This window comes from Rhodococcus sp. WAY2, from assembly GCF_009859915.1.
GTDB classification, from domain to species: domain Bacteria; phylum Actinomycetota; class Actinomycetes; order Mycobacteriales; family Mycobacteriaceae; genus Rhodococcus_F; species Rhodococcus_F oxybenzonivorans.
This window is the reverse complement of the sequence record NZ_CP046572.1, coordinates 4,127,044-4,151,530: the sequence shown is the minus strand read 5'-3', so window position 1 is coordinate 4,151,530 and position 24,487 is coordinate 4,127,044. Positions and strand designations below refer to the sequence as shown.

The following is a 24,487-nucleotide window of genomic DNA, read 5'->3' as shown; positions in this document are numbered from 1 at the left end:
CGACTGACCAGACGACGTCAGCCGCGCAGCACGTCCGACGGCGCCGCCCCGTACTTCTTCCGGAACGCCGCCGCGAACCGGCCGGTGTGGGTGAACCCCCACCGCATCGCGACATCGGACACCGTGGCCGAGGTGTCGGCGCGGAGCAGGTCGGCGTGGACGCGCTCGAGCCGCACGTCGAGCAGGTAGTCGCGGGGGCTCACGCCGACGTACTCCTGGAATCCCTCCTGAAGGCGCCGAACCCCGACGCCCGCGATCTCGGCCATCTCGGCCGCCGTCCACGCCCGCGCGGGGTCGGCGTGGATCTCGTCGATGACGCGCTTGACGATGCGCGGCCGGGTACCGGCACCGGCCGTCTCGTCGTCCGGTATCGCTGCCAGGACCAGTGCCGTGGTGACCGCCCCCGACAGCTGCTCGGCGACGAGGGGGTTGGCGTAGACACCGTCCGAACGCAACATCTGATCGAGGAGTGACCGCACCAACGCCAACCAACTGGCACCGTTCTCGCTGGTCAGATCGAATTTCGGGGGCAGGCGCAGTCCGGGCCGCGCCAGAATCCGCGCCATCTCCCTGTGTAGGTAGTCGCGGTCGACCCGCACCCCGATGATCGAGCAGTCCTTACTCCAGTCGGTGATGAGCGTCGTGGTGTCGGGTGGACAGATGGTCCCCGACCCGGGCGCCGACGACACCTCGGTTTTCCCGGTCACCGACTCCAGGTGTCCCGACAACGGCACGTTCACCGCGTACGCACCCGGGTGATCCGACTGGATCGACACGTCGGCTCCCCATCCGATGCGGGTGATTTTCACCGGGCCCAGCTCCACGGCTTCCGCGACCGTATTGCTGGCGGTCTCTCTGCTCAGCGGAGTCAGGCGGTGCGGGAAGTAGACGTCCGACACCACGTGCGACGCCTCGTCCCAATCATCGGAACGGACGAACCTGGACGTGGTCGACATGGCACAAGTGTGACCGCGGACACCATCGATTGCAATTTCCGCCGTGATCCGAGTCACTGCGCAAAGTGGATCGGCACCTCGCACAGCGGATCGACGCGCGGTGGACCTGGTCGTACCTTCGTGTTCACCGCAACAGCGCCCCGACACGAAGGGAGGCTTCCGATCATGGAACAGCGCGAACTCCGGAACATTTTCGGACAGTTCGCCAGCGGAGTCACTGTCATCACGTGCAGCAACTCCGACGGCGAACCGCACGGGGCCACCGTCACCGCCTTCACCGCCGTCTCCCTCGAGCCACGGCTGTGCCAGGTGACGCTGACCCGTAAGTCGAAGGCGTGCCGCTACCTCAGCAACGCGCCCTTCGCGGTGAACATCCTGGCCGCCGACCAGGTCGACACAGCACTGCATTTCGCCGGCCGGCCGCAGGAGCCGCAGCCGACGTGGACGGACGGCCCCACCGCCCCCGTCCTCTGCGGCTCGGCCGCCACGCTGTCGTGCGTGCCGTGGGCCGAGTACGACGGCGGCGACCATCTCATCTTCATCGGCGAGATCGTCGACGCGCAGACCACCGGGAAGGATCCGTTGCTGTTCTACCGCAGCACATTCCACGACCTCGGCGCCCCGTCGGCTTCGGCCGCCTGGAACGGTTCCATGGACGACCCGCACAGTGGCTGGTTCGACGCCACCACCTCGTTCACTCCGTTCCATCTCCACACCGTCTCCTGATACCGATTTCCTGAAGAAAGGCCATCTCGATGACCACCACCGAATCCGCCCCCGACACCGCCGTCGACCGCACCAAGGTCAACGTCGCCGCCGACAGCGAGGTGAATCGCACGAAGAACTTCGCGTCGCGGCCGATGACCGGCGACGAGTACATCGAATCGTTGCGTGACGATCGCGAGATCTGGTTACACGGCGAGCGTGTCGAGGACGTGACCACCCACCCGGCGTTCCGGAACCCCATTCGCATGACTGCCCGTCTGTACGACTCGATGCACACCGGTGAGCACGTCGACAAGGTCACCACCCCCACCGACACCGGCAACGGCGGCGTCACCATGCCGTTTTTCAAGGCGCCGACCTCGTCCGACGACCTCCTGAAGGAGCGCGACGCCATCGCCACCTGGGCGCGGATGACGTACGGCTGGATGGGTCGCAGCCCGGACTACAAGGCGTCCTTCCTCGGAACCCTCCACGCGAACAAGGAGCTGTACTCGCCGTTCCAGGACAACGCCGAGCGCTGGTACAAGGAGTCGCAGGAAAAGGTTCTCTACTGGAACCACGCGATCATCAATCCTCCCGTGGACCGGCAGCTGCCGCCGGACGAGGTCGGCGACGTGTTCATGAAGGTGGAGAAGGAAACCGACGCGGGCATCGTCGTCTCCGGCGCCAAGGTCGTGGCCACGGGCTCGGCGATCACCAACTACAACTTCATCGCCCACTACGGTCTGCCGATCAAGAAGAAGGAATTCGCGCTCATCTGCACGGTGCCGATGGACGCACCGGGCGTGAAGCTGATCTGCCGGTCCTCGTTCACCCAGAACGCCGCGGTGATGGGCACCCCGTTCGACTACCCGCTGTCGAGCCGGATGGATGAGAACGACACCATCTTCATCTTCGACAAGGTCCTCGTGCCGTGGGAAAACGTTTTCATGTACGGCGACGTCGACAAGATCAACGGCTTCTTCCCGCAGTCGGGCTTCCTGCCCCGCTTCACTTTTCAGGGCTGTACCCGCCTCGCCGTCAAGCTCGACTTCATCGCCGGCATGTTGATGAAGGCACTCGACGCCACCGGAGCGGGCGGCTTCCGAGGCGTGCAGACCCGCGTCGGTGAAGTGATCGGCTGGCGCAACCTGTTCTGGTCCCTCACTGAATCGATGGCACGCAACCCGGAGCCCTGGATCGGCGACACCGTCATCCCCAAGCTCGAATACGGCCTCACCTACCGCATGTTCATGATCCAGGGCTACCCCCGCATCAAAGAGATCATCGAACAAGATGTGGCATCCGGGCTGATCTACCTGCCGTCATCGGCCGCCGACTTCAAGAGTCCCGACGTCCGTCCGTACCTCGACAAATACGTTCGCGGCTCGGACGGCATGACCGCGGTCGACCGCGTAAAAATCATGAAGGCGCTGTGGGATTCGATCGGAACCGAGTTCGGTGGCCGCCACGAACTCTACGAGCGGAATTACTCCGGCAACCACGAGAACGTCAAGGCGGAGCTGCTTTTCGCCGCCGAGAACCGTGGTGACGTCGCCTCCATGAAGGGTCTGGCCGAGCAGTGCCTGGCCGAGTACGACCTCGACGGCTGGACGGTGCCGGACCTCATCGGCAACGACGACGTCTCGTACTTCGGCAACAAGTAACTACACACGCGCAATCCCCGTCAGAAGCGCACGAGCTCTGACGGGGATTTGCCGTACCTGCGACGATATGCAGCGGAAAACCGGCCGGCGTGGGTAAACCCCCACCGGGCAGCGATGTCGGAAACCGTGACACCTGGCTCCCGCGCCCTCAGATCGGCATCGGCGCGAGTCAAGCGGATGTCGAGGAGGCATTCGGACGGGCTGCGCCCGACGTACTCGCGAAACCCTTCCTGCAGCCGGCGAACGCTGGTGCCCGCCAGCTCGGCCATGTCTGCCGCCGTCCACGCGCGGGCCGGGTCGTCGTTCAGCCCGTCGAGTACGCGCTTGACGATGCGGGGACGCGGCGCCGTCCTGCGCACGTCCTGATCCGGTGTGACTGCCAGGACGAAGGCTGCGGTGATGGCGCCGGCGAGCTGCGGTCCCACTACCGGATTGGCGAGCAGGTCGGACGGTTCGCGCAGTTGCGCGGTCAGCGACCTCAACAGTCGGAACCAGCTGTTGCCCGAGGCGTCGGTGAGGTCGATCTGGGAGGGCAGCAGCAACTTCGGGCGCACGTCGGTGCCGAGTATGCGATCCGCTTCCCGTTCGAGGTATTCGCTGTCGAACTTGACGCCGAGCACCGAGCAATCACCGCTCCACCGGCTGATCAGGGTGGGTTCGTTCGCCCGGAACACCGTCGCCTGGCCGGGCCGCGACACCACGTCGCCCACCGGGGAGCGCGACTCCAGGGAGCCGGAGAGCGGGATGTTGACCTCGTACGCGCCCGGGTAGTCGCAGGCGATCGATACGTCCGCACCCCAGCCCAGTCTGCCGAGGGTGACCGGCCCGAAATCGACGGTGCGCATCGACAGTTTCAGGGAGCCGTCCGGAGACAGGTCCGTCAACGTGTGCGGGAAGTACGCACCGGCCACCGCCCTCGACGCCGCGTCCCAGTCATGAGTCTCGGTAATCGTCGATGCCATCGCCTACACCTGCCTCGTCCACACGTCGTTTCGACCTCCATTGAAGCTGTGCCGTCCCGCTGAGTCGAGGATAACTGAGATACCAATCACAACTAGTCGCGCACATCGTCCAGCCGTCGCGCGAATCGGCTAGACGCGCCCGAGAGCCGGCCCCTACATTCTCCTTCACCCGCCGTTGCAGCGAAAGTTGTTACCGAACAAGGAGAATCACATGACTGCGACCCTTTCCTGGATCGACGAGATCACCATGACGGAACTCGAACGCAACCCTTACCCCGTGTACGAGCGGTTGCGCGCCGAGGCTCCACTGGCATACCTCCCGGTTCTCGGCTCCTACGTGGCGACCACTGCGGAGCTGTGCCGAGCCATCGCCACCAGCCCCGACTTCGAGGGGATCATCACCAAGGCCGGCGGCCGCACGTTCGGCCACCCCGCGGTGATCGGGGTCAACGGCGATATCCACCGCGACCTCCGCTCGATGGTCGACCCCGCTCTGCAGCCGTCGGAGGTGGACCGCTGGGTCGATTCACTCGTTCGCCCCATTGCCCGGCGTTACGTGGAGCAGTTCGAGAACGACGGCAAGGCCGACCTGGTGTCGCAGTACTGCGAGCCGGTGAGCGTGCGGGCATTGGGCGACCTGCTCGGTCTGAACGACGTCAGCTCGGACACGCTACGCGACTGGTTCCACCGGCTGTCGAACTCCTTCACGAATGCCGGCGTGGACGAGAACGGTGAGTTCACCAATCCGGAGGGCTTCGTCCAGGGCGACGAGGCGAAGGCCGAGATCCGGGCCATCGTGGACCCCCTGATCGACAACTGGATCGTCAATCCCGATGACAGCGCCATCTCCCACTGGCTGCACGACGGCATGCCCGAGGGACAGGTACGGGAGCGGGACTACATCTATCCCACACTCTTCGTCTTCCTGCTCGGCGCGATGCAGGAGCCCGGGCACGCCATGGCGTCGACCCTCGTCGGCCTGTTCAGCCGTCCGGAGCAGCTCGAGGCGGTGATCGACGAACCCGCGTTGATCCCGCGCGCCATCTCCGAGGGGATGCGCTGGACTTCCCCGATCTGGTCGGCGACGGCCCGCATCAGCACGAAGGACGTCACGGTCGGCGACGTCTTCCTGCCCGAGGGTTCGGTCGTCCTGATGTCCTACGGCTCCGCCAACCACGACGCCGAGGTCTACGACGCTCCGACGGAGTACGACATGACCCGCCCACCGCTGCCCCATCTGGCGTTCGGCGCCGGACAGCACGCCTGCGCCGGTATCTACTTCGCCAATCACGTGTGCCGCATCGGGCTGGAGGAGCTCTTCGAGGCGATCCCCAACCTCGAACGGGACACCGGCGCCGACGTCGAATTCTGGGGCTGGGGTTTCCGCGGCCCGACAGCACTGCACACGACCTGGGAGGTATGACCATGACCCGCACCGAGACACACACCGTGTCCGTCGGCACCGACACAGTCCAGTGCGGTCCCGATCAGGCCATCCTCGACGCGCTTCTCCGCGGCGGCGTCTGGATGCCCAACTCATGCAACCAGGGCACCTGCGGGACTTGCAAACTGCGGGTCGTGTCGGGTTCGGTGGATCATCGGAGATCGCCCGACAGCACACTGAGTGCGGCCGAGCGTGACGCCGGGTTCGCGCTGGCCTGCCAGGCCGCTCCCCGCGGTGACACGGTGGTGGAGCGGCTGGACTCGGCACCCGCGACGACCGTTCATGCCCTGCGGGATCTGGTGGGCACGGTCAGCGGAATCGAGGACGTCGCCCGCGACACCCGGCGCTTACTCGTCACTCTCGACAGTCCGCTCGAGTTCTCGGCGGGGCAGTATGTGGAGTTACGGGTGCCGGGCTCGGATCAGGGGCGCCAGTACTCGATGGCGAACTCCCCCAGTGAATCGAAAGTGCTCGAATTCCACATTCGCCGCCAACCCGGCGGGCTGGCCACCGACAACTGGATCTTCGGACCGTTGAGTGTGGGCGATCGCGTCGACATGGTGGGTCCGCTCGGCGACTTCTGCCTCGACACCGACGACGACGGGCCGATAATCCTGCTCGGCGGCGGAACTGGGCTCGCGCCGCTCAAATCGATTGCAGCCCAGGCTCTTAGGTCTACACCCGACCGCACGGTTCATCTGTATCACGGCGTGCGCGAAGAAGCCGACCTCTACGACGTGGACCTGTTCCAGGAGTGGGAACGCGCGCACCCCGGCTTCCGCTACCGTCCATGCCTGAGTGACCAGACGTGGCCCGGGCGGACCGGCTACGTCACCGATGCATTCGTCGACGATTTCGACAGCTGTCGCGGCTATTCCGGTTACCTGTGCGGGCCACCCGCGATGGTCGACGCCGGCGTCAAGGCGTTCAAGCGCCGGCGTATGGCTCCGCGGCGGATCTTCCGCGAGAAGTTCACCCCGGCCGTCTGATCGTTGCGCACACCGGGGTCGCCGGCCCCGGTGTGCGCATCGCGAACATGTCCTAGGCAGTACTCGGCAAATGCCTAGTGTGATGCAGCGCACAGGCTGCAAGAGTGGAATCCATTGCCGGACCCGGGCGCCCTCGCAGGGCGCAAGCCCCCGGAGATCTTGGAGGATCCCATGACTGAAACCCTGTACACAGCGCCGTCCGACGACGTGCGCGCCAAGCTGGCCGACGCACTGATCGAGGACGCGGAAACCGGACGCTACCAGGTGCGACGCAGCGTCTTCACCGACGAGGACCTGTTCGAACTCGAGATGAAGCACATCTTCGAGGGCAACTGGATCTATTTGGCCCACGAGAGCCAGATCCCGAACGTCGGCGACTACTTCACCACGTACATGGGCCGTCAGCCGATCGTCATCTCCCGGAACAAGGAGGGCGAACTCAACGCCCTGGTGAACGCGTGCAGCCACCGCGGCGCCATGCTCTGCCGGCGGAAGACGGACAACCGGACCACGTTCACCTGCCCGTTCCACGGCTGGACGTTCAACAACTCCGGCAAGCTCCTCAAGGTCAAGGACCCGCGCGAGGCCGGCTACCCGGAACAGTTCAACAAGGACGGTTCCCACGACCTCACCAAGGTCGCGCGGTTCGAGAACTACCGCGGATTCCTGTTCGGCAGCCTGAACCCCGATGTCCCGCCGCTCGAAGAACACCTCGGTGACACCACGAAGATCATCGACATGATCGTCGACCAGTCACCCGAGGGCCTCGAGGTGCTGCGCGGTGCGTCCACCTACACCTATGACGGTAACTGGAAGCTGCAGACCGAGAACGGCGCCGACGGTTATCACGTGTCCGCCACCCACTGGAATTACGCCGCGACCACCTCGCGTCGTGAGTCGGGCGAATCCACCAACGCCACCAAGGCGATGGACGCCGGCAAGTGGTCGAAGCAGCAGGGCGGGTACTACTCGTTCGACAACGGGCACCTGCTGCTGTGGACCAAGTGGGCCGACCCCGCCAACCGTCCCCTCAACGAGCGTCGTGACGAACTCGTCGCCGAGTACGGGGAGGACCGCGCCGACTGGATGATCGGGGTGTCCCGCAACCTGTGCCTGTACCCGAATGTGTACCTGATGGACCAGTTCGGTTCGCAGATCCGGCATTTCCGTCCGATCTCCGTCGACAAGACCGAGGTCACCATCTACTGCATCGCGCCCAAGGGTGAGAGCCGGGTGGCACGTGCCGCCCGCATCCGCCAGTACGAAGACTTTTTCAACGCCACCGGCATGGCCACCCCGGACGATCTCGAGGAGTTCCGCTCCTGCCAGAAGACGTACCAGGCCGCCGCCGCACCGTTCAACGACCTCAGCCGCGGTGTCACCCACCAACTCCAGGGCCCCGACGAGGGTGCGAAGAGGATCGGCATCAATCCCATCTCCAGTGGTGTGAAGACCGAGGACGAGGGCCTTTACCCGATCCAGCACGGGTACTGGGTGCAGGCGCTCACCAAGGCACTCAACGCCGACGCTGCCGCTGCTGCGAACAACCGCTGAGGGAGAAAAGTTACATGACTGCAGTAGCCGAAAACACGGTCACCCAAAACGATATCGAGCAGTTCCTCTACCGTGAGGCCCGCTACCTCGACGACCGCGAATTCGAGAAGTGGATCGAGTGTTATCACCCCGACTCCGAGTTCTGGATGCCTGCATGGGCCGACGACGGTGAACTGACCACCGACCCGATGACCGAAATCTCCCTGATCTACTACGCCAACCGCGGCGGCATCGAGGATCGGGTGTTCCGCATCAAGACGGACAGGTCGAGCGTGACGAGCCTGCCGGAACCGCGTACCGGTCACAACATTTCGAACGTCGAGGTGACCGAGCGCCGCGGCGAGGTCGTGGACGTCCGGTTCAACTGGTTCACGCTCTATTTCCGCTACAACACGGTCGACACGTACTTCGGAAATTCGTTCTACACCATCGACTTCTCCGGTGAGCAGCCACTGATCCTGAAGAAGAAGGTCGTGCTCAAGAACGATTACATCCACCACGTGGTCGACATCTATCACATCTGATCTTCTTCCCCATTCTTCGCGAATCGAGCTGTTTTTCATGACTTTCCAAGTTGCACTGAGTTTCGAGGACGGGATCACCCGCTTCATCAAGTGTGACGGCGACGAGACGGTCGCCGACGCGTCCTACCGCGCGCGCATCAACATCCCCCTCGACTGTCGAGACGGGGCGTGCGGCACCTGCAAGTCGCTCTGCGAATCCGGCACGTACGACGGCGGCGACTACATCGAGGAAGCACTCACCGACGACGAGGCGGAGCAGGGCTACTGCCTTCCGTGCCAGATGATGCCGGAAAGCGATCTGGTGCTGCAGATCCCGACGACCTCCGACGTCGCCAAGACCGCCGCAGGCACGTTTTCGTCGACGATTACGGAGATCCGCAGGTTCTCCGACACCACCATCGGGTTCACGATCGAGATCGCAAACCGCGAAGATCTGGTGTTCCTCCCAGGGCAGTACGTCAACATCACCGTGCCCGGGACCGAGGCGACCCGCTCGTACTCGTTCAGCGCCGGGCCCACGTCCGAGGAACTGTCGTTTCTGGTCAAGATCACCGACGGCGGCCTGATGTCGGAATACCTGCGCGACCGCGCACAGGTCGGCGACACACTCGAGTTCACCGGCCCGATGGGAAGCTTCTTCCTCCGCGAGCAGAAGCGCCGCGCCCTGTTACTCGCCGGCGGCACCGGGCTCGCCCCGCTGTTGTCGATCCTCGACAAGATGCGCACCGACGCCGCCGATCACCCCGTGCACCTGGTCTACGGAGTCTCGTCCGACGCGGACCTGGTGGAGCTGGACAAGCTCGAGGCATACACGAAGTCGCTGCCGCAGTTCACATTCGACTACTGCGTGTCCGATCCGGCGAGCAGCGCGCCGAACAAGGGATACGTCACCGGGCTGTTCGAACCGGCGCATCTGAACGACGGTGACGTCGACGTGTACCTGTGCGGGCCGCCGCCCATGGTCGAAGCCGTCCGCGACCACCTGAAGTCCGAGGGGATCACGCCGGCGAACTTCTACTTCGAGAAGTTCAACAACGCGGCGACCCCCCACGGATCCGAGACGCCCGCACCGCGACCGGCCGACACGCCCGAATCCGCTGTGCCCGAGCACGAGATCGGCGAGGAGCACCAGCCGCTGTCCGAGTCGGGTGCGCAGTTCGACGCCCCCATGGCACTCGAGAACAGCACAGTCGCATGAGGCCGGCGTTCTACGCGAATCGGTTCGACGGCAGGGCCGTCACTGTCACCGGCGCCGCACAGGGAATTGGGCTTGCCGTCGCAACCCGGCTCGCCGACGAGGGCGCGTCCGTCGTCCTCGTCGACCGCGCCGAACTCGTCCACGACGTCGCCAAGGAACTGCGGGAGAAAGGGGCCGAGGCACACAGCATCACCGCGGACCTCGAACAGTTCACCGACGCGCAGGGCGCGATCGATGATGCCCGCGCCCAGCACGGCCGGATCGACGTGCTGATCAACAACGTCGGCGGAACGATCTGGACCAAACCGTACGAGCACTACACGCCGGAACAGATCGCCGCGGAGGTGCAGCGGTCGCTGTTCCCGACGCTGTGGACGTGCCGCGCCGCACTGCCGCATCTCATCGCGCAGCATAGCGGCACGATCGTCAACGTGTCGTCGGTTGCAACCCGCGGAGTCAATCGGGTGCCCTATGCAGCCGCGAAAGGCGGGGTCAACGCTCTCACCGCGTCGCTCGCGCTCGAGGTGGCACAGTACGGAATCCGCGTGGTGGCCACCGCTCCCGGAGGAACTGAGGCACCGGCGCGCCGCGTCCCACGCGGTCCCGGTACCGAATCCGAGCAAGAGAAGGCGTGGTACCAGCACATCGTCGACCAGACCGTCTCTTCGTCGCTGATGAAGCGGTACGGCACCCTCGACGAACAGGCCGCTGCGATCCTTTTCCTCGCCTCCGACGAGGCCTCCTACATCACCGGCTCGGTACTGCCCGTCGCCGGTGGCGACCTCGGCTAGCAGCCCCACATATCTCCACCGCCTCATCGGCGGGCAATCCGGCTCGCCGTCACACTTCCCGAGCGGAGATCGTCATGAACCCGTCCACGACCGACAGCTGGGCAAGCCTCCGACATCGCAGGGCTGTCACCTGGATCGTCACACTCGCGACCATCGCCATCGTCTTCGACGGCTACGACCTCGTCGTCTACGGCACCATCCTCCCGATGTTGCTCGACGACCCCACACAACTCGGGGCGATCTCGCCGGCCCAGGCGGGCGCGCTCGGTTCCTACGCCCTCGTCGGTGTGATGGTCGGCGCGCTGGCGTCGGGCGCCATCGGCGACTATCTCGGCCGCCGCCGGATGATGCTGATCAATATCGTGTGGTTCTCCGTGGGTATGGGGCTCGCGGCGCTTGCCACGAGCATCACCACCTTCGGACTGCTCCGATTCTTCACCGGGATCGGTGTCGGCGGACTCGTCGCCACCGTGGGCGCGATGGTCGCCGAATTCGCGCCTCCCGGAAAACGCAATCTGTACAACGCCATCGCCTACAGCGGAGTACCCGCCGGCGGTGTACTCGCATCTCTGCTGGCCATAGTGCTCCGCGACGCGATCGGCTGGCGCGGCCTGTTCTGGATCGGCGCACTCCCGCTCGTCACGCTGCTGCCACTGGCCCTCATGAAGCTGCCGGAGTCCCCGAAGTGGCTCGTCGCACGCGGGCACGAGGACAAGGCCCGCCGCATCTCCGAACACACGGGTATCCCCATGCCCGACCCAGAGGAGATCGCCCTCGAACACGCATCGGTCGAGAAGGTCGGATTCGCAGCCCTCATGACCCGACGGTATGCCTGGGCGACAGGACTTCTCGGTGTGATGAGCTTCTCCGGTCTCCTCCTCACCTACGGACTCAACACCTGGTTGCCGAAAATCATGGGAGACGCGGGCTTCAACGCCAAGGGGTCACTGTCCTTCCTGCTGGTCCTCAACGGCGGCGCCATCATCGGCGGTCTGATCGCCTCCAAGATCGCCGACGGTATCGGCCCCCAGCGCGTCGTGGCCACCACGTTCTTCCTCGCTGCGGTCGCGCTGGTGGTGCTCACCCTGGGATTCCCACTCCCGGTGCTGCTCGCCTCGGTCGCGGTCGCCGGAGTGGGCACGATCGGAACTCAGGTGCTGATCTACGGTTTCGTGTCCAACTACTATTCGACCTCCGCCCGCGCTGCGGGAGTGGCATGGTGCGCCGGATTCGGCCGGCTGGGCGGAATCTTCGGACCCCTCATCGGCGGCGCGCTCATCAGTGCAGGGATCAGCAGCCAGGTCGCATTCTCCGTGTTCGCGGGCATTGCCGTACTCGGCGCCTTCGTCACGTTCTTCGTACCGCGCGCACGAGTCGCCCTCCGCGCCGAGGTTGCGCCCGTCACCGCCTAAACGGTCCAGGTGTCGTGACCGGTCAGAAGCCGCTGGAGCGAGCCCTCGTCTACGGGATCCCTCTCGCGGGCGAGGTCGTTCTGCCTGCGCACCGCATCGTCGTAGGTGTCGCGCACAACGCTGCGGAATACGCCGGTCACCGTGTGGGTGAGGTCCTGGTCGGACAGCCGCGAGAGGGCGTACGCGTAATCGGGATCATCGGTGTGGGCGTCGTGCACGACGATCTCGCCACGGTCGACGTCGGCGGTCTCGACCACCTTCAGGCCGAAACCGGCACGCACGACGCAGTATTCGCCGACGTTACCGAAAACGATCGGTTCTCCGTGGGTCAACGGAATCAGCCGCTGCTCCGCACCCTCCTTGCGGAGCACGTCGAACGAGCCGTCGTTGAAAATCGGGCAGTCCTGAAAGATTTCCACGAACGACGTGCCCCGGTGCGCCGCGGCCGCGCGCAGCACCTCGGTGAGGCCCTTGCGGTCGGAGTCCAGGGCGCGTGCCGCGAACGTCGCCTCGGCACCGAGCGCCAGGGACAACGTGTTGAACGGGTGGTCCACCGACCCCAGCGGGGTGGACTTGGTGACCTTTCCGACCTCCGACGTCGGTGAGTACTGGCCCTTGGTGAGGCCATAGATCCGGTTGTTGAACAACAAGATCGTCAGATTGACGTTGCGCCGCAACGCGTGGATCAGGTGGTTGCCACCGATGGAGAGGGCATCACCGTCACCGGTGACCACCCACACCGACAGGTCCGGACGCGTAACCGCCAGCCCGGTCGCGATGGCCGGGGCACGGCCGTGGATCGAGTGCACGCCGTACGTGTCGAGGTAGTAGGGGAACCGGCTCGAACATCCGATGCCGGAGACGAACATCATGTTCTCGCGCTTCAGGCCGAGCTCCGGCAGGAAACTGCGGATCGTGGCCAGGATGACGTAGTCACCACAGCCCGGACACCACCGCACCTCCTGGTCCGTGGTGAAGTCCTTGGCTTTCTGCGCTACATCGGTGTGTGGGACGTCCGCGGTCGCGCTGATCCCGAGAGTCCTCCCGATGCGATTGATCATCTGGGTCACGCCGGTTCCTCCTGCCGGGGGCGGTTCGTCCGATAGGTGGCCGAAGCGAGCGCGTCGGAGGTCTTGGCCAGCTCCTGCTCGCGCAACGTTCCCGCCAGCGCCGCGTCGATCACCCTGTGTATTTCGTCGCTGAGGAATGCGAGACCCTGCACCTTGGTGACCGACTGCACGTCGACGAGGTACCTCGACCGCAGAATCATCGCCAGCTGGCCCAGGTTCATTTCGGGTGCCACCACTGTGGGATAACTGCGGAGCACCGCACCGAGATTCGACGGCAGGGGGTTGAGGTGTCGCAGGTGTACCCGGGCCACCTTCTTCCCCTCCCGCCGGGCCCGGCGGCACGCCTCAGCGATGGGACCGTACGAACTGCCCCACCCGATCAACAGCAACTCCGACTGACCGGACGGATCGTCGACCACCACATCCGGGACGGTGATGCCGTCGATCTTCGCCTGCCGCAGCCGGACCATGAGGTCGTGGTTGGCGGGATCGTAGGAGATGTCACCGCTGCCGTCGGCTTTCTCGAGCCCACCGATCCGGTGCTCGAGCCCGGTGGTGCCCGGCACCGCCATGGCGCGGGCCAGCGTCTCCGGGTCGCGCGCGTAGGGCGCGAACACCCCTTCCGACGGAGGCGCCTTCTCGTAGTCCACGTCGATCGGGTCCATGTCCGCCACATTCGGAACAGCCCACGGTTCACTGCCGTTCGCGATGGCACCGTCGGAGAGCAGAAGCACCGGAGTGCGATAGGTGAGGGCTATCCGCGCGGCCTCGACGGCGGTGTCGAAGCAGTCGGCGGGTGACCGCGGCGCCAGCACCGCGACGGGCGATTCACCGTTGCGCCCGTACATTGCCTGCAGCAGATCCGACTGTTCCGTCTTGGTCGGCAGTCCGGTGGACGGCCCACCGCGCTGCACATCGATCACCAGCAACGGCACCTCCGTCATCACCGCCAGCCCGATCGCCTCACTCTTCAGCGCCAGGCCCGGCCCGGACGTGCTCGTCACCCCCAGCGCCCCGCCGATCGACGCCCCGAGGGCCGCCCCGATACCGGCGATCTCGTCCTCCGCCTGGAAGGTGGTGACACCCAGGTTTCGATGCTTACTCAGCTCGTGCAGGATGTCCGACGCCGGAGTGATCGGATACGTACCCAGGAACACCTCGCGCGAGGCCAACTGCGCCGCCGTCACCACTCCGTAGGCCAGCGCGGTGTTGCCGGTCACCTGACGGTAGGTGCCCCGCGGCAGGGTCGCGGCCGAGATTTCGTAGGTGGTGGCGAAGGTTTCCGTCGTCTCTCCGTAATTCCACCCCGCCGTGAAGGCGAGGAGGTTACCCTCCGCAACCTGGGGTTTCGCCGCGAACTTGGTGCGCAGGAACTGCTCGATACTGCGTGTGGGCCGGTTGTACATCCACGAGAGCAATCCGAGCGCGAACATGTTCTTGGCCCGCTCACCGTCTTTTCGGCTCAGGCCCGCAGGTTGTACCGCGCCCACCGTCAGCGTCGTCATCGGGACCGGGTGCACCGTGTAGTCCGCGAGGGAATCGTCCTCGAGCGGATTGGCCGCGTACCCGACCTTCGACAGGTTCCGCTTGGTGAACCCGTCCATGTCGACGATGATCATCCCGCCGCGCGGCAGGTCGGGCAGGTTCGCCTTCAACGCGGCCGGGTTCATTGCCACCAGCACATCGGGGCGATCACCCGCGGTGAGAATGTCGTAGTCGGCGATCTGGATCTGGAACGACGACACCCCGGGCAACGTGCCCTGCGGCGCACGAATCTCGGCGGGGAAGTTCGGTTGCGTGGCGAGATCGTTGCCGAATGCCGCCGCCTCCGAGGTGAACCGGTCCCCGGTCAGCTGCATGCCGTCACCCGAATCGCCGGCAAAGCGGATGACCACCCGCTCCAGCTTGGTGGAGTTCGCGTCCGTCGTCATAAGTGCACCGGATCTCTCGACTGCTGCGTCCGTGTCGATCAGCTGCTTCTCACCTCACGTTACAAGCGTTCCGCCGTTCTGCCAGGCACCCGCCCGAAATCGCGTCGCGATACGGTGAGCCTTGTGAGTGACCCAGCCAACAGCGAACTCGTCGGCCGTTCGCGTGAGCTCGCAAGTCTCGAGGCTTTCCTGCGCGGGGCAACTCCCGACCTGCCGGCCGTCGTGGTGGTCGAAGGGGCCGCCGGCATCGGCAAGACCACCCTCGTCGAGGCGTTCCTTGCAGCGCACTCCGAGGTGCCGACGCTTGCCGCAGTGTCTACGCCCTGGGCGACGGGGCACCCGTTCGGCGTGGTCGAGCAGTTGCTGGGGTCCGCAGTGACCGCACGACATCCTCTGGACGTCGCCCACGAGCTCGCCGCCGCGGTGACCGCACTTCCCGGGGAGAAGGTCGTGGTCGTACTCGACGACGCACACTGGGCCGACCTCGAATCGTTGCAGGCCGTCACGTCGGCGACTCCTCTTCTCGACCGCCCTGCCATGCTGGTGCTGATTACGACGTCGGAACCGGCCGCCGACGTCTCGCCCGACGTGATCGAGCTCCTCGACCGACATCACCGTCACCGGCTGTGCGTCCCGCCCCTCGATGCGTCCGACATTCGCACACTCGCGAACCACATTGCGCACGTGGACCTTCCAGCGCCCGTCGCGCACCAGCTCAGGCAGCACACGGCCGGAAATCCCCGGCACGTCACGCAACTCCTCCACGAAGTGGAGCCGGACGCCTGGTCCCACTGGCAACCCGTGCTGCCCGTCCCCCGGGCCGTCACCGCATCGGTGCGCTCGCGGCTCACGGCGTGCTCGGCGCCCGCGCGCGCCCTGGTCGAATCGGCCTCCGTCCTCGTCGGTGATCCGCGTTTCGCCGATGCCGCCGAACTTGCGGACATCGCGAATCCCGTCGAAGCACTCGACGAGGCGCACCGAGCGGGACTGCTGACGATGGGCGAGCATCGCGGCGTCACCGTGCTCGTGTTCCCCTCGGCACTCACCCGGGCCGCCGTCTACCGCGACCTCGGCCCGATCCGACTGCGCGACCTGCACGAGCACGCAGCACGCATCGTCGACGACGACAGTCAGCGCCTCGACCATCTGGCTGCCGCGTCACCGTTTCCCCACCCCGAACTCGCCGATGAACTCGACCGCCACGCCGTCCACCGGGCCACGGTCGGGGCCTGGTCCGCCGTCGCGGACGCCCTGATCAAGTCGAGCCGCCTCAGCGCAGACCGACGCATTCGAGAGCAACGCCTGATCCGCGCCGTCGACGCCCTGGTCGGGACCGGAAATCTGCCGCAGGCGATCGCGTTCGCACCCGAAATCGAAAGCTTCCCCGCAAGCCCGCTCCGTGACGCCGTCCTCGGCTATCTGGCCATCCAGCGGGGCCGCCCCGCGGAGGCCGACCTGCTGCTCACGCAGTCGTGGTCGGCCTGCGACCCCGCAACGGATCCGGCGACTGCCGCACTGATCTGTCAGCGCCGGGTCCTCGACTCCCTGGCCCGGTGGCACGGGCCCGACCTCGTCCAGTGGGGTTCGCGGGCAGTATCCCTCGTCGACCCGAGCGATCCTTCGGCCGTCGAATCCGCGGCGATCATGGGCCTCGGACTGGCAGCGACGGGCAAGACAGCCGAGGCGCGGGCCGCGTACGACCACCTGTCGGCCACAGTCGCACTGGGCGCCCAGTCGCAACGCTTCGAGATGGCCCGGGGCTGGCTCGACCTGGCGTTGGACGAACCGGAGGCGGCGCGGCAGGAACTCGAAAGTGCCGTACCGACGGCATTTCGGATGGGCTCTGCCCGTATTTCGCTGTGGGCGCAGGCCTGGTTGGCTCGCACCCAGTTCGCCCTCGGTGACTGGAGTGGGGCCGTGGCCACCGTCGAACGTGCCGCGCGTCAGCTGGAGGATGTCGGGCTGGACCTACTGCGGCCACTCGTGCACTGGACGGGAGCCCAGACGCAGGCGCTGCGTGGCAATCGCGATGCCGCACAGCACCACCTCCGGCGGGCGGCCGCGAGCCTCCACGACTACCCGATCATGTTCTTACCGGCCTCGCTGGCACGCGCCCAGTGCGCCGAAGTGGAAGCCGACTACCCCACGGTGATTCGCGCACTCGAACCCCTCACCCGGCTCCAGCCGCGGGAGGGCGTCGACGAACCCGGATTCTGGCACTGGCCGGACGTCTACGCGAATGCGCTCGTCATGGTCGGGAGGGTGGACGACGCCGACACCTTCCTCATCCCCCACGAGGAACGGGCCGCAGCGCGACAGCACCGTTCCGCCCAGGCGCGGCTCGGCTATGCCCGCGGACGCATACTCGGCGCCCGCGGGGATATCGACGCCGCCCGAGCCGTCTTCGAGCAAGCACTGCAGCATCTCGACACGCTGCCGCTGCCCTACGACCGCGCCCGGGTCAACTTCGCGTACGGCCAGACCCTGCGACGGGCCGGTAAACGCCGTGAGGCCGATGCGGTAATCCAGGCCGCGCGGGAGGGATACTCGGCCCTCGGTGCAACGTCGTACGTGTTGCGGTGTGACCGCGAGATCAAGGCGGGCGGACTCAACCTCGAGCGCAGTCGTGTCTCACTCGCGGACCTGACGCCTCAGGAACAGGCGGTGACGGAACTCGTCGCAGGTGGTGCCAGCAACAAGGAGGCAGCGGGAGAACTGTTCCTGTCGGTCAAGACGGTGCAGTACCACCTGACACGGGTCTACGCGAAGCTCGGCGTGCGCTCCCGCAGCGAACTCGCCGCGCAGTTCCGCAACGACGGCTGAGGTCGGGGGTTCGGAAACCACCCCAGGGTGCCTTTTCCCGGGCACCCGTTGCGCGAAGGCTGGCACCTGAGCGTCCTGACAACCAGGCGCCCATCCGACCACAGGAGGTCTTCGAGATGAAGGACACGATCGACGCAGTCGAGGCCGACCGCGAATTGAAAACCCGGCACCGCGCCATGTGGGCGCTCGGCGACTACCCCTCGCTGGCCGGCGAGGTGATCCCGGACCTCGGACCGGCACTGGTGGCAGCGTGCGAGGTGCGGTCGGGCGACCACGTTCTGGATGTCGCAGCGGGGTCGGGCAATGCCGCTATTCCTGCCGCGCTCGCAGGGGGACACGTCGTCGCGAGTGACCTCACCCCGGAGCTGTTCGACGTGGGACGCCGTGAGGCTGCCGCGGCGGGGGCTGCTGTCGAATGGCAGCAAGCGGACGCCGAGGCACTGCCCTTCGACGACGAGGAGTTCGACGTCGTCATGTCCTGTGTGGGCGTCATGTTCGCGCCGCACCACCAGCAGAGCGCCGACGAGATCGTCCGTGTCTGTCGTCCGGGTGGAAGGATCGGACTACTCAGCTGGACGCCGGAGGGTTTCATCGGTCAGATGTTCGCGACGATGAAACCGTATGCTCCCGCTCCCCCACCCGGCGCGCAACCCCCACCGCTCTGGGGTCGCGAGGAACACGTCCGCGAACTGTTCGGGGACAGGGTGACCGATCTGACGGCGACGCGGCAGACGTTGCACGTCGAGAAGTTTCCGACGCCCGAGGAGTTCCGCGACTATTTCAAGGAGCGGTACGGCCCCACGATCGCCGTGTACCGCAACATCGCCGGTGACCCGGAACGGGTGGCCGCACTGGACGGTGAACTCGCCGACCTCGCGCGACGCCACTTCGACGGGACCGCCATGGAATGGGAGTACCTCCTGGTGACCGCGCGCAGACGGTGACCACCCCGGGACGGTAGGGTAGTCAACGGTGCGCCGGGAAGTCTGGTCGGCAAGTATATTGTCGACCCGATTTCCAGGAGTGTGCCGTGAGCGAATCCCAGACCCGATCGACGCTGTTTTCCCGCGGATCGTGGGCGGAGACCGCGCGGATCTCCGACATCCTGCGCAAGGAAACGGTCGGCGGAGCGCTGCTCCTGATCGGCTCGGTCATCGCTCTGGTCTGGGCGAACTCGCCGTGGTCCGACGGGTACACGGCGCTGCGCGACACCACCGTGGGGCCGGCCTCCCTGCACCTGAACCTCTCGCTCGGGACGTGGGCCGCCGACGGGCTGCTCGCGATCTTCTTCTTCGTCGTGGGCCTCGAACTCAAGCGGGAGTTCGTGGCCGGAGACCTGCGTGATCCTCGCCGCGCCGCTCTTCCCATCGCCGCCGCCGTCGGTGGCATGGCCGTCCCCGCGCTGGTCTTCGTTCTGATCAACGCCCGCACCGGTGAGGGGGCGCTCGCCGGCTGGGCGATTCCGACGGCCACCGACATCGCGTTCGCGGTGGCCGTCCTCGCCATCGTGAGCACTCACCTTCCGGCGGCCCTGCGCACCTTCCTCCTCACCCTCGCAGTCGTGGACGACCTGCTGGCCGTCACCGTGATCGCCGTCTTCTACACCGATGAGCTCGCGTTCGGCCCATTGCTTCTCGCGCTGATCCCGCTGGCACTGTTCACCGTTGCCGTGCAACGACGCGTCCGCTCCTGGTGGATCCTGCTGCCCCTCGCCGCGGCCACGTGGATCCTCGTGCACGAGTCGGGGATTCACGCGACCGTGGCAGGCGTCCTCCTCGGCTTCGCCGTTCCCGTGATGCGCAGTGAGAAGGCCGGCGGTCCCGAGGCCGGACCCGGTCTGGCCGAGCACTTCGAGCATCGGATTCGGCCCATCTCGGCGGGATTCGCAGTGCCGCTGTTCGCCTTCTTCGCCGCAGGGGTCACCATCGGCGGATTCTCCGGACTGAGCACCTCACTACGCGACCCGGTCGCGCTCGGTATCGTCGCCGGCCTGGTGATCGGCAAGGCGGTCGGAATATTCGGCACCACGTACCTCATGTCGCGGTTCACCCGGGCGACCCTCGACTCCGGCCTCGCCTGGCTCGACGTCCTCGGAGTCGCCCTGCTCGGCGGCATCGGGTTCACCGTCTCTCTCCTCGTCGGCGACCTCGCTTTCGGCATGGACTCCCTGCGGGGTGATCACGTCAAGGTCGGCGTACTGACCGGATCGTTGACCGCCGCGGTCCTGGCCGCGGCGGTCCTTCGAATGCGCAACGGCGCTTACCGCACCATCGCGCTTGCGGAGAGCCGGGACGACGACGGCGACGGCATCCCCGACGTGTATCAGCGGTGACCGTCTGCCCCGGTTGTTCCGGGCTTCGTCTGCGCGTCGGGTGAGCCGGTCTCCCCGACCGGGCCGGCCGCGTATTCGGCCATCAGCCGGGTGATCTCGTCGCGATCGGCGAGTCCCGGAAGTCCCCACCCGTCCCGGTAACCGTAGAGCTCGGCGAGAGTAGTCGCGCGGCGGTTGCCGTCCGCGACTTCAACATCCGAAGCCGTGATCAGTCCGGGATGAGCGACTCCGCACGCCTCGGCCACCTTGAACACGTCCCGCCGCAGCGACCGGATGTAGTTGTCGGCCCGCACCGACTTCGCCTGGGCGTCGAGGCCGTGTTCCAGCCAGCTGCTCTGGGTGGCCACTCCCGTGGGGCATCGATCGGTGTGACATTTCTGGGCCTGGATGCAGCCGATCGCGAGCATCGGCTCGCGGGCAACGTTGATCATGTCGCAACCCAGAGCCATGGCCACCACTGCGTTGTCGGGCAAACCGAGTTTCCCGGAGCCGATGAACGTGACGCCGTCGGTGAGTCCCGCCTCGGCGAACATCGAGTACACCCGGGCGAATCCACTGCGGAACGGCAACGAGACCGCGTCGGAAAACACCAGCGGTGCCGCACCCGTGCCACCCTCGCCGCCGTCGATCGTCACGAAGTCGACGCCCCGGTCGGAGTGGGTCATCTCCTCGATCAGCGATTCCCAGAACCGGGAGTCTCCGACGGCCGACTTGATGCCCACCGGCAGTCCCGTCTCGGCCGCGACGAGTTCCACCCAGTCGAGCATGCTGTCGACGTCGTGGAACGCGGTGTGCCGTGAAGGACTGACACAGTCGCTGCCTTCCCGGACGCCGCGGATCTCGGCGATCTCGGCCGTGACCTTCGCACCCGGTAACAGGCCACCGAGCCCGGGCTTCGCACCCTGGCTGAGTTTGATCTCGATGGCCCGTACGGGGGCGGAGTCGACGAGGGATACCAGTCGATCGAGATCGAACCGGCCGTCCTCGTCCCGGCACCCGAAGTAGGCGGTACCGATCTGGAACACCAGATCCGCACCGTTCCGGTGGTACCGCGACAGCCCACCCTCACCGGTGTTCTGCAGGCAGTCCGCCGCCGTGGCACCGCGATTCAAGGCGGTGATCGCCGCCGACGACAGCGAGCCGAAACTCATGGCCGAGATGTTGACGAGTGAGTGCGGACGAAAGGCCTTGGCCCGGCCGCGTGCCGCCCCCAGAACCTTGGCCGACGGGAGCTGAAGTGTGTCACCACCCCCGGGGACGGCCGACGGGGCGATGTCGGAGAACGTGCGGTGCTTGATGATGGTGTAGCCGTCGGTGAACTCGATGTCGTTGTCCGTGCCGAAGCCGAACGTGTTGGTTTCCTTCTTCGACGACGCGTACACCCAGCGACGCTGATCGCGGGTGAAAGGACGCTCCTCGTCGTTATTGGTCGTGATGTACTGCCGAAGCTCCGGCCCGAGCGACTCCAGCAGATATCTGCCGTGGCCCAGGACGGGAAAATTGCGCAGCAGAGCGTGCCGCCGCTGGAGCAGGTCATACGAGGCCACGGCGGCCAGCGCGGCGGCCGGGATCCCGAGGGCGTTCGACCACTTCATGAAGCCACCGTACGTCGCGGTCCGGGGGCTCCGTTGGCGATTTCGGTGTGGTCGCCGGCTTCCGGTGCCACGCTTGACGGTATGAACCCTATTCGCCCCAGGAGTGATCGATACAGGAGTGATCGATAATGGCCCGGCCGGTTCGCGTCGTCGTTCTCGGAGCGGGCTCGTGGGGAACCACGGTGGCCGGACTGGCGGCGCGGAACACACCGACCCTCTTGTGGGCGCGGAGCTCGGACACCGCCGACGAGATCAACACCGTCCACAGGAACTCCCGGTACCTCGGTGACCGCGTCCTCCCCGACTCGATGCGCGCGACCGCCGACCTCGTCGAGGCAGCGCAGGAGGCAGACGTCCTCGTCGTCGGGGTGCCCTCACATGCCGTCCGCGGCACCCTCTCGCAGATCGCCAACGAGGTGCGCGCGTGGGTACCGGTGCTGTCGCTGGCCAAGGGACTCGAGCCCGGCACCCGGCTGCGTCCCACCGAGGTGATCGCGGAATGCCTCCCCGGCCATCCCGTCGGGCTCCTCGCGGGGCCGAACATCGCTCGGGAGATCGTCGACGGACTTGCCGCGGCTTCCGTCGTGGCCACCCAGGACGTTCGAGTAGCCACCGCCCTGCAGCCACTGTTCGCGTCCCCCGTCTTCCGCGTCTACCGCAACACCGACGTGCTCGGGTGCGAGCTCGGTGGCGTGCTCAAGAACATCGTGGCCATCGCGTCGGGCATGGCCGACGGACTCGACGTCGGCGACAACACGCGGGCCATGGTGCTCGCCCGAGGGCTGGCCGAGATGACGAGGCTCGGCGAGGCGATGGGCGCCAACCCACGAACCTTCGCCGGCCTCACCGGTGTCGGTGACCTGATCGCGACGTGCATGAGCCCCAGTTCCCGTAACCGCCGGGTGGGCGAAGCGCTGGCCCGCGGGCTGACCGTGGAGGAGGCCGTCGCCCAACTCGGTCAGGTCGCGGAGGGTGTCAAGACCGCACCGACCGTCATGGAACTCGCCCGTGACCACGGCGTGGACATGCCTATCGCCGCTGAGGTGGAAGCCGTGGTGGCGGGGCGACAGACGGCGGAAGGTGCCTACCGCGGCCTGCGCAAGGTCGCGGCGGGCAGCGAGCACGAGGTCGCGTAACGAGCGGGGCCGGCGATCACGCCCCGACCGGACGGAGGATCCACCAGCCCCCGAGCAGGAGACATCCGATGTTGACCAGCAGGAAGAGACCCACCCAGACGATGCCGGGAACACGGGTGAGCCGCGCCAGCTGATCGGCGTCGGAGTCGGGGGCGGCCCGCCGTGCCCGACTCCGCTGTAGTTCGATGACCGGCCGCGGTGACGCCACCAGCATGAAGAAGGTGATCAGGTAGGCAGCCGCCACTTGCTGCTGCTCCGTGCCGAGCCAGACCAATCCGAACAGCAGGGCTCCGACGACGGTGAGGGAGAACAGCCCGTAGAGGTTCCGAACCAGGATCAGCATGGCGGCGAGTGCCACCACGCCGATCCAGAGCACCGCGACGGCATGGCGGGTCCCGAGCACCCAGGCTGCGCCGAGGCCGAGGACCGCGGGACCCACATACCCCGCAAAGGTCATGAGAACGACACCGAGTCCCGTGGGCTTGCCCGACGAGATCGCGACCCCGGACGTATCCGAGTGCAGCCGGACACCTTTCAGTCGTCTACCGAAAAGCAGCGCGACCACGAGGTGCGCACCCTCGTGGATGATCGTCACCACGTTGCGCGTGATGCGCCAGGCGTGGGGCTCGAGAACGAGCACCACCGCGACCACTGCTACCACTTGGACGATCCATGTCGCCGGGGTGGGGCTGATCGCGCTCACGCGCTCCCACAGCGATCGAATACCGTCTACACCCGCCGCGTCGTATGCGGCGGCCCCGCTCACCTGAGTCATCGGCGCCGAGTGTACGGAGGAGCGGCGTTGCCCGAGGAGCAGGATCGTTCGCAAGCCTACGGTCACGAGTAGGTAAACATGCGGAGAGCTGCCGTAGCGCTGGCCTAGGCTCGATAGTTACCCGCGATCGACCCGGCGGGTACGAGTGCGGATGGATCGGGGTGTCCAGATGCGGATCGCGGATGTATTGCGGAGCAAGGGTACGGCGGTAGCGACGGTCGACGCCGATACGTCGGTGAGCAGCGTCGTCGACGAGCTCGCCCAGCACAATGTCGGCGCGCTGGTGGTGCTGGAGAAGGGCTCGCTGGTCGGCATCGTGACCGAGCGCGACGTCGTGCGCAAGATTCACGAGCGTGGACCCGACGTGCTGAAGGCACGGGTCGCGGACATCATGAGCACCTCGGTGTTCACCTGCCTGCCCACCGACAGTGTGGACAGCCTCGCCGAGACCATGACCGAGCGCCGGATCCGGCATCTGCCCGTGGTGGTGGAGGGGCAGCTCGTCGGCATCGTCAGCATCGGTGACGTGGTGAAGAGCCGGATCGGCGAGCTGCAGAGCGAACGCGACCAGCTCGAGCACTACATCGATCAGGGCTGAACTCCACGACTCCCGCTAGCGTCGT

Annotated in this window: 19 protein-coding genes and 1 pseudogene; 14 read left to right on the top strand and 6 right to left on the bottom strand. The window is 66.3% G+C overall.

Annotation, left to right across the window (positions count from 1 at the left end):
* Positions 1–17 precede the first annotated feature (17 nt).
* Positions 18–956: an AraC family transcriptional regulator gene (locus GFS60_RS19040; protein WP_159923623.1), complete on the bottom strand. Its 939-nt coding sequence runs from the start codon at positions 954–956 to the stop codon at positions 18–20.
* 165 nt (positions 957–1,121) lie between these two features.
* Here GFS60_RS19040 and GFS60_RS19035 point away from each other — a divergent pair, with 165 nt between their 5' ends.
* Entirely contained in the window at positions 1,122–1,682 is a 561-nt protein-coding gene (locus GFS60_RS19035) for a flavin reductase family protein (protein WP_159923621.1), read from the top strand.
* A gap of 29 nt (positions 1,683–1,711) precedes the next feature.
* Positions 1,712–3,328: a 4-hydroxyphenylacetate 3-hydroxylase family protein gene (locus tag GFS60_RS19030; RefSeq protein ID WP_159923619.1), complete on the top strand. Its 1,617-nt coding sequence runs from the start codon at positions 1,712–1,714 to the stop codon at positions 3,326–3,328.
* A gap of 20 nt (positions 3,329–3,348) precedes the next feature.
* Here GFS60_RS19030 and GFS60_RS19025 read toward each other — a convergent pair whose 3' ends face one another.
* Positions 3,349–4,290 (bottom strand): AraC family transcriptional regulator, encoded by a 942-nt coding sequence (locus GFS60_RS19025; protein WP_159923617.1) that lies wholly within the window; start codon positions 4,288–4,290, stop codon positions 3,349–3,351.
* 211 nt (positions 4,291–4,501) lie between these two features.
* Here GFS60_RS19025 and GFS60_RS19020 point away from each other — a divergent pair, with 211 nt between their 5' ends.
* From GFS60_RS19020 to GFS60_RS18990, 7 genes and pseudogenes are all read left to right on the top strand, one after another.
* Complete coding sequence (locus GFS60_RS19020; RefSeq protein ID WP_159923615.1) at positions 4,502–5,713, top strand: cytochrome P450; 1,212 nt, start codon at positions 4,502–4,504, stop codon at positions 5,711–5,713.
* A gap of 2 nt (positions 5,714–5,715) precedes the next feature.
* Positions 5,716–6,723 carry a 2Fe-2S iron-sulfur cluster-binding protein gene (locus GFS60_RS19015; protein ID WP_159923613.1) on the top strand — a complete coding sequence of 336 codons (1,008 nt, stop codon included), beginning with the start codon at positions 5,716–5,718 and terminating at the stop codon, positions 6,721–6,723.
* A 171-nt stretch (positions 6,724–6,894) separates the two neighbouring features.
* On the top strand, positions 6,895–8,277 hold the full coding sequence (gene benA / locus GFS60_RS19010) for a benzoate 1,2-dioxygenase large subunit (RefSeq protein ID WP_159923611.1): 1,383 nt from the start codon (positions 6,895–6,897) through the stop codon (positions 8,275–8,277).
* Between the two features lie 14 nt (positions 8,278–8,291).
* Complete coding sequence (gene benB / locus GFS60_RS19005; protein WP_159923609.1) at positions 8,292–8,801, top strand: benzoate 1,2-dioxygenase small subunit; 510 nt, start codon at positions 8,292–8,294, stop codon at positions 8,799–8,801.
* Positions 8,802–8,838: 37 nt separating this feature from the next.
* Positions 8,839–9,981, top strand: a pseudogene (benC, locus tag GFS60_RS19000) (benzoate 1,2-dioxygenase electron transfer component BenC); the annotation flags it as partial.
* A 14-nt stretch (positions 9,982–9,995) separates the two neighbouring features.
* Entirely contained in the window at positions 9,996–10,790 is a 795-nt protein-coding gene (locus GFS60_RS18995; protein ID WP_159923607.1) for a 1,6-dihydroxycyclohexa-2,4-diene-1-carboxylate dehydrogenase, read from the top strand.
* Between the two features lie 74 nt (positions 10,791–10,864).
* Positions 10,865–12,202, top strand: a complete 1,338-nt coding sequence (locus tag GFS60_RS18990) for an MFS transporter (RefSeq protein ID WP_159923605.1) — start codon at positions 10,865–10,867, stop codon at positions 12,200–12,202.
* Here the strand turns inward: GFS60_RS18990 and GFS60_RS18985 are convergent.
* Positions 12,199–13,263 carry a 2-oxoacid:ferredoxin oxidoreductase subunit beta gene (locus GFS60_RS18985; RefSeq protein ID WP_159927349.1) on the bottom strand — a complete coding sequence of 355 codons (1,065 nt, stop codon included), beginning with the start codon at positions 13,261–13,263 and terminating at the stop codon, positions 12,199–12,201. The genes GFS60_RS18990 and GFS60_RS18985 overlap by 4 nt on opposite strands.
* Positions 13,264–13,268: 5 nt before the next feature.
* The gene (locus GFS60_RS18980; protein ID WP_159923603.1) at positions 13,269–15,203 is read right to left on the bottom strand and encodes a 2-oxoacid:acceptor oxidoreductase subunit alpha; all 1,935 of its coding nucleotides are present in this window, start codon (positions 15,201–15,203) and stop codon (positions 13,269–13,271) included.
* Between the two features lie 123 nt (positions 15,204–15,326).
* Here GFS60_RS18980 and GFS60_RS18975 point away from each other — a divergent pair, with 123 nt between their 5' ends.
* From GFS60_RS18975 to nhaA, 3 genes are all read left to right on the top strand, one after another.
* Positions 15,327–18,026, top strand: coding sequence for a helix-turn-helix transcriptional regulator (locus GFS60_RS18975; RefSeq protein WP_159923601.1), 2,700 nt, complete (start codon positions 15,327–15,329; stop codon positions 18,024–18,026).
* A gap of 116 nt (positions 18,027–18,142) precedes the next feature.
* Entirely contained in the window at positions 18,143–18,970 is an 828-nt protein-coding gene (locus GFS60_RS18970; protein ID WP_159923599.1) for a class I SAM-dependent methyltransferase, read from the top strand.
* A gap of 86 nt (positions 18,971–19,056) precedes the next feature.
* A complete protein-coding gene (gene nhaA / locus GFS60_RS18965) occupies positions 19,057–20,358 on the top strand; it encodes a Na+/H+ antiporter NhaA (protein WP_159923597.1) in 1,302 nt (433 codons plus the stop codon).
* Here the strand turns inward: nhaA and GFS60_RS18960 are convergent.
* The gene (locus GFS60_RS18960; RefSeq protein ID WP_159923595.1) at positions 20,349–21,953 is read right to left on the bottom strand and encodes an FMN-binding glutamate synthase family protein; all 1,605 of its coding nucleotides are present in this window, start codon (positions 21,951–21,953) and stop codon (positions 20,349–20,351) included. The two genes, nhaA and GFS60_RS18960, sit on opposite strands and share 10 nt — an antisense overlap.
* Positions 21,954–22,081: 128 nt before the next feature.
* Between GFS60_RS18960 and GFS60_RS18955 the strand changes: the two genes are divergently transcribed.
* Positions 22,082–23,089 (top strand): NAD(P)H-dependent glycerol-3-phosphate dehydrogenase, encoded by a 1,008-nt coding sequence (locus GFS60_RS18955; protein ID WP_109333855.1) that lies wholly within the window; start codon positions 22,082–22,084, stop codon positions 23,087–23,089.
* 16 nt (positions 23,090–23,105) lie between these two features.
* On the opposite strand, the gene GFS60_RS18950 is transcribed toward GFS60_RS18955, so the two are convergent.
* Positions 23,106–23,792 (bottom strand): M50 family metallopeptidase, encoded by a 687-nt coding sequence (locus GFS60_RS18950; RefSeq protein WP_236603514.1) that lies wholly within the window; start codon positions 23,790–23,792, stop codon positions 23,106–23,108.
* 241 nt (positions 23,793–24,033) lie between these two features.
* Here GFS60_RS18950 and GFS60_RS18945 point away from each other — a divergent pair, with 241 nt between their 5' ends.
* Positions 24,034–24,462, top strand: coding sequence for a CBS domain-containing protein (locus GFS60_RS18945; RefSeq protein WP_159927347.1), 429 nt, complete (start codon positions 24,034–24,036; stop codon positions 24,460–24,462).
* Positions 24,463–24,487: the final 25 nt, after the last annotated feature.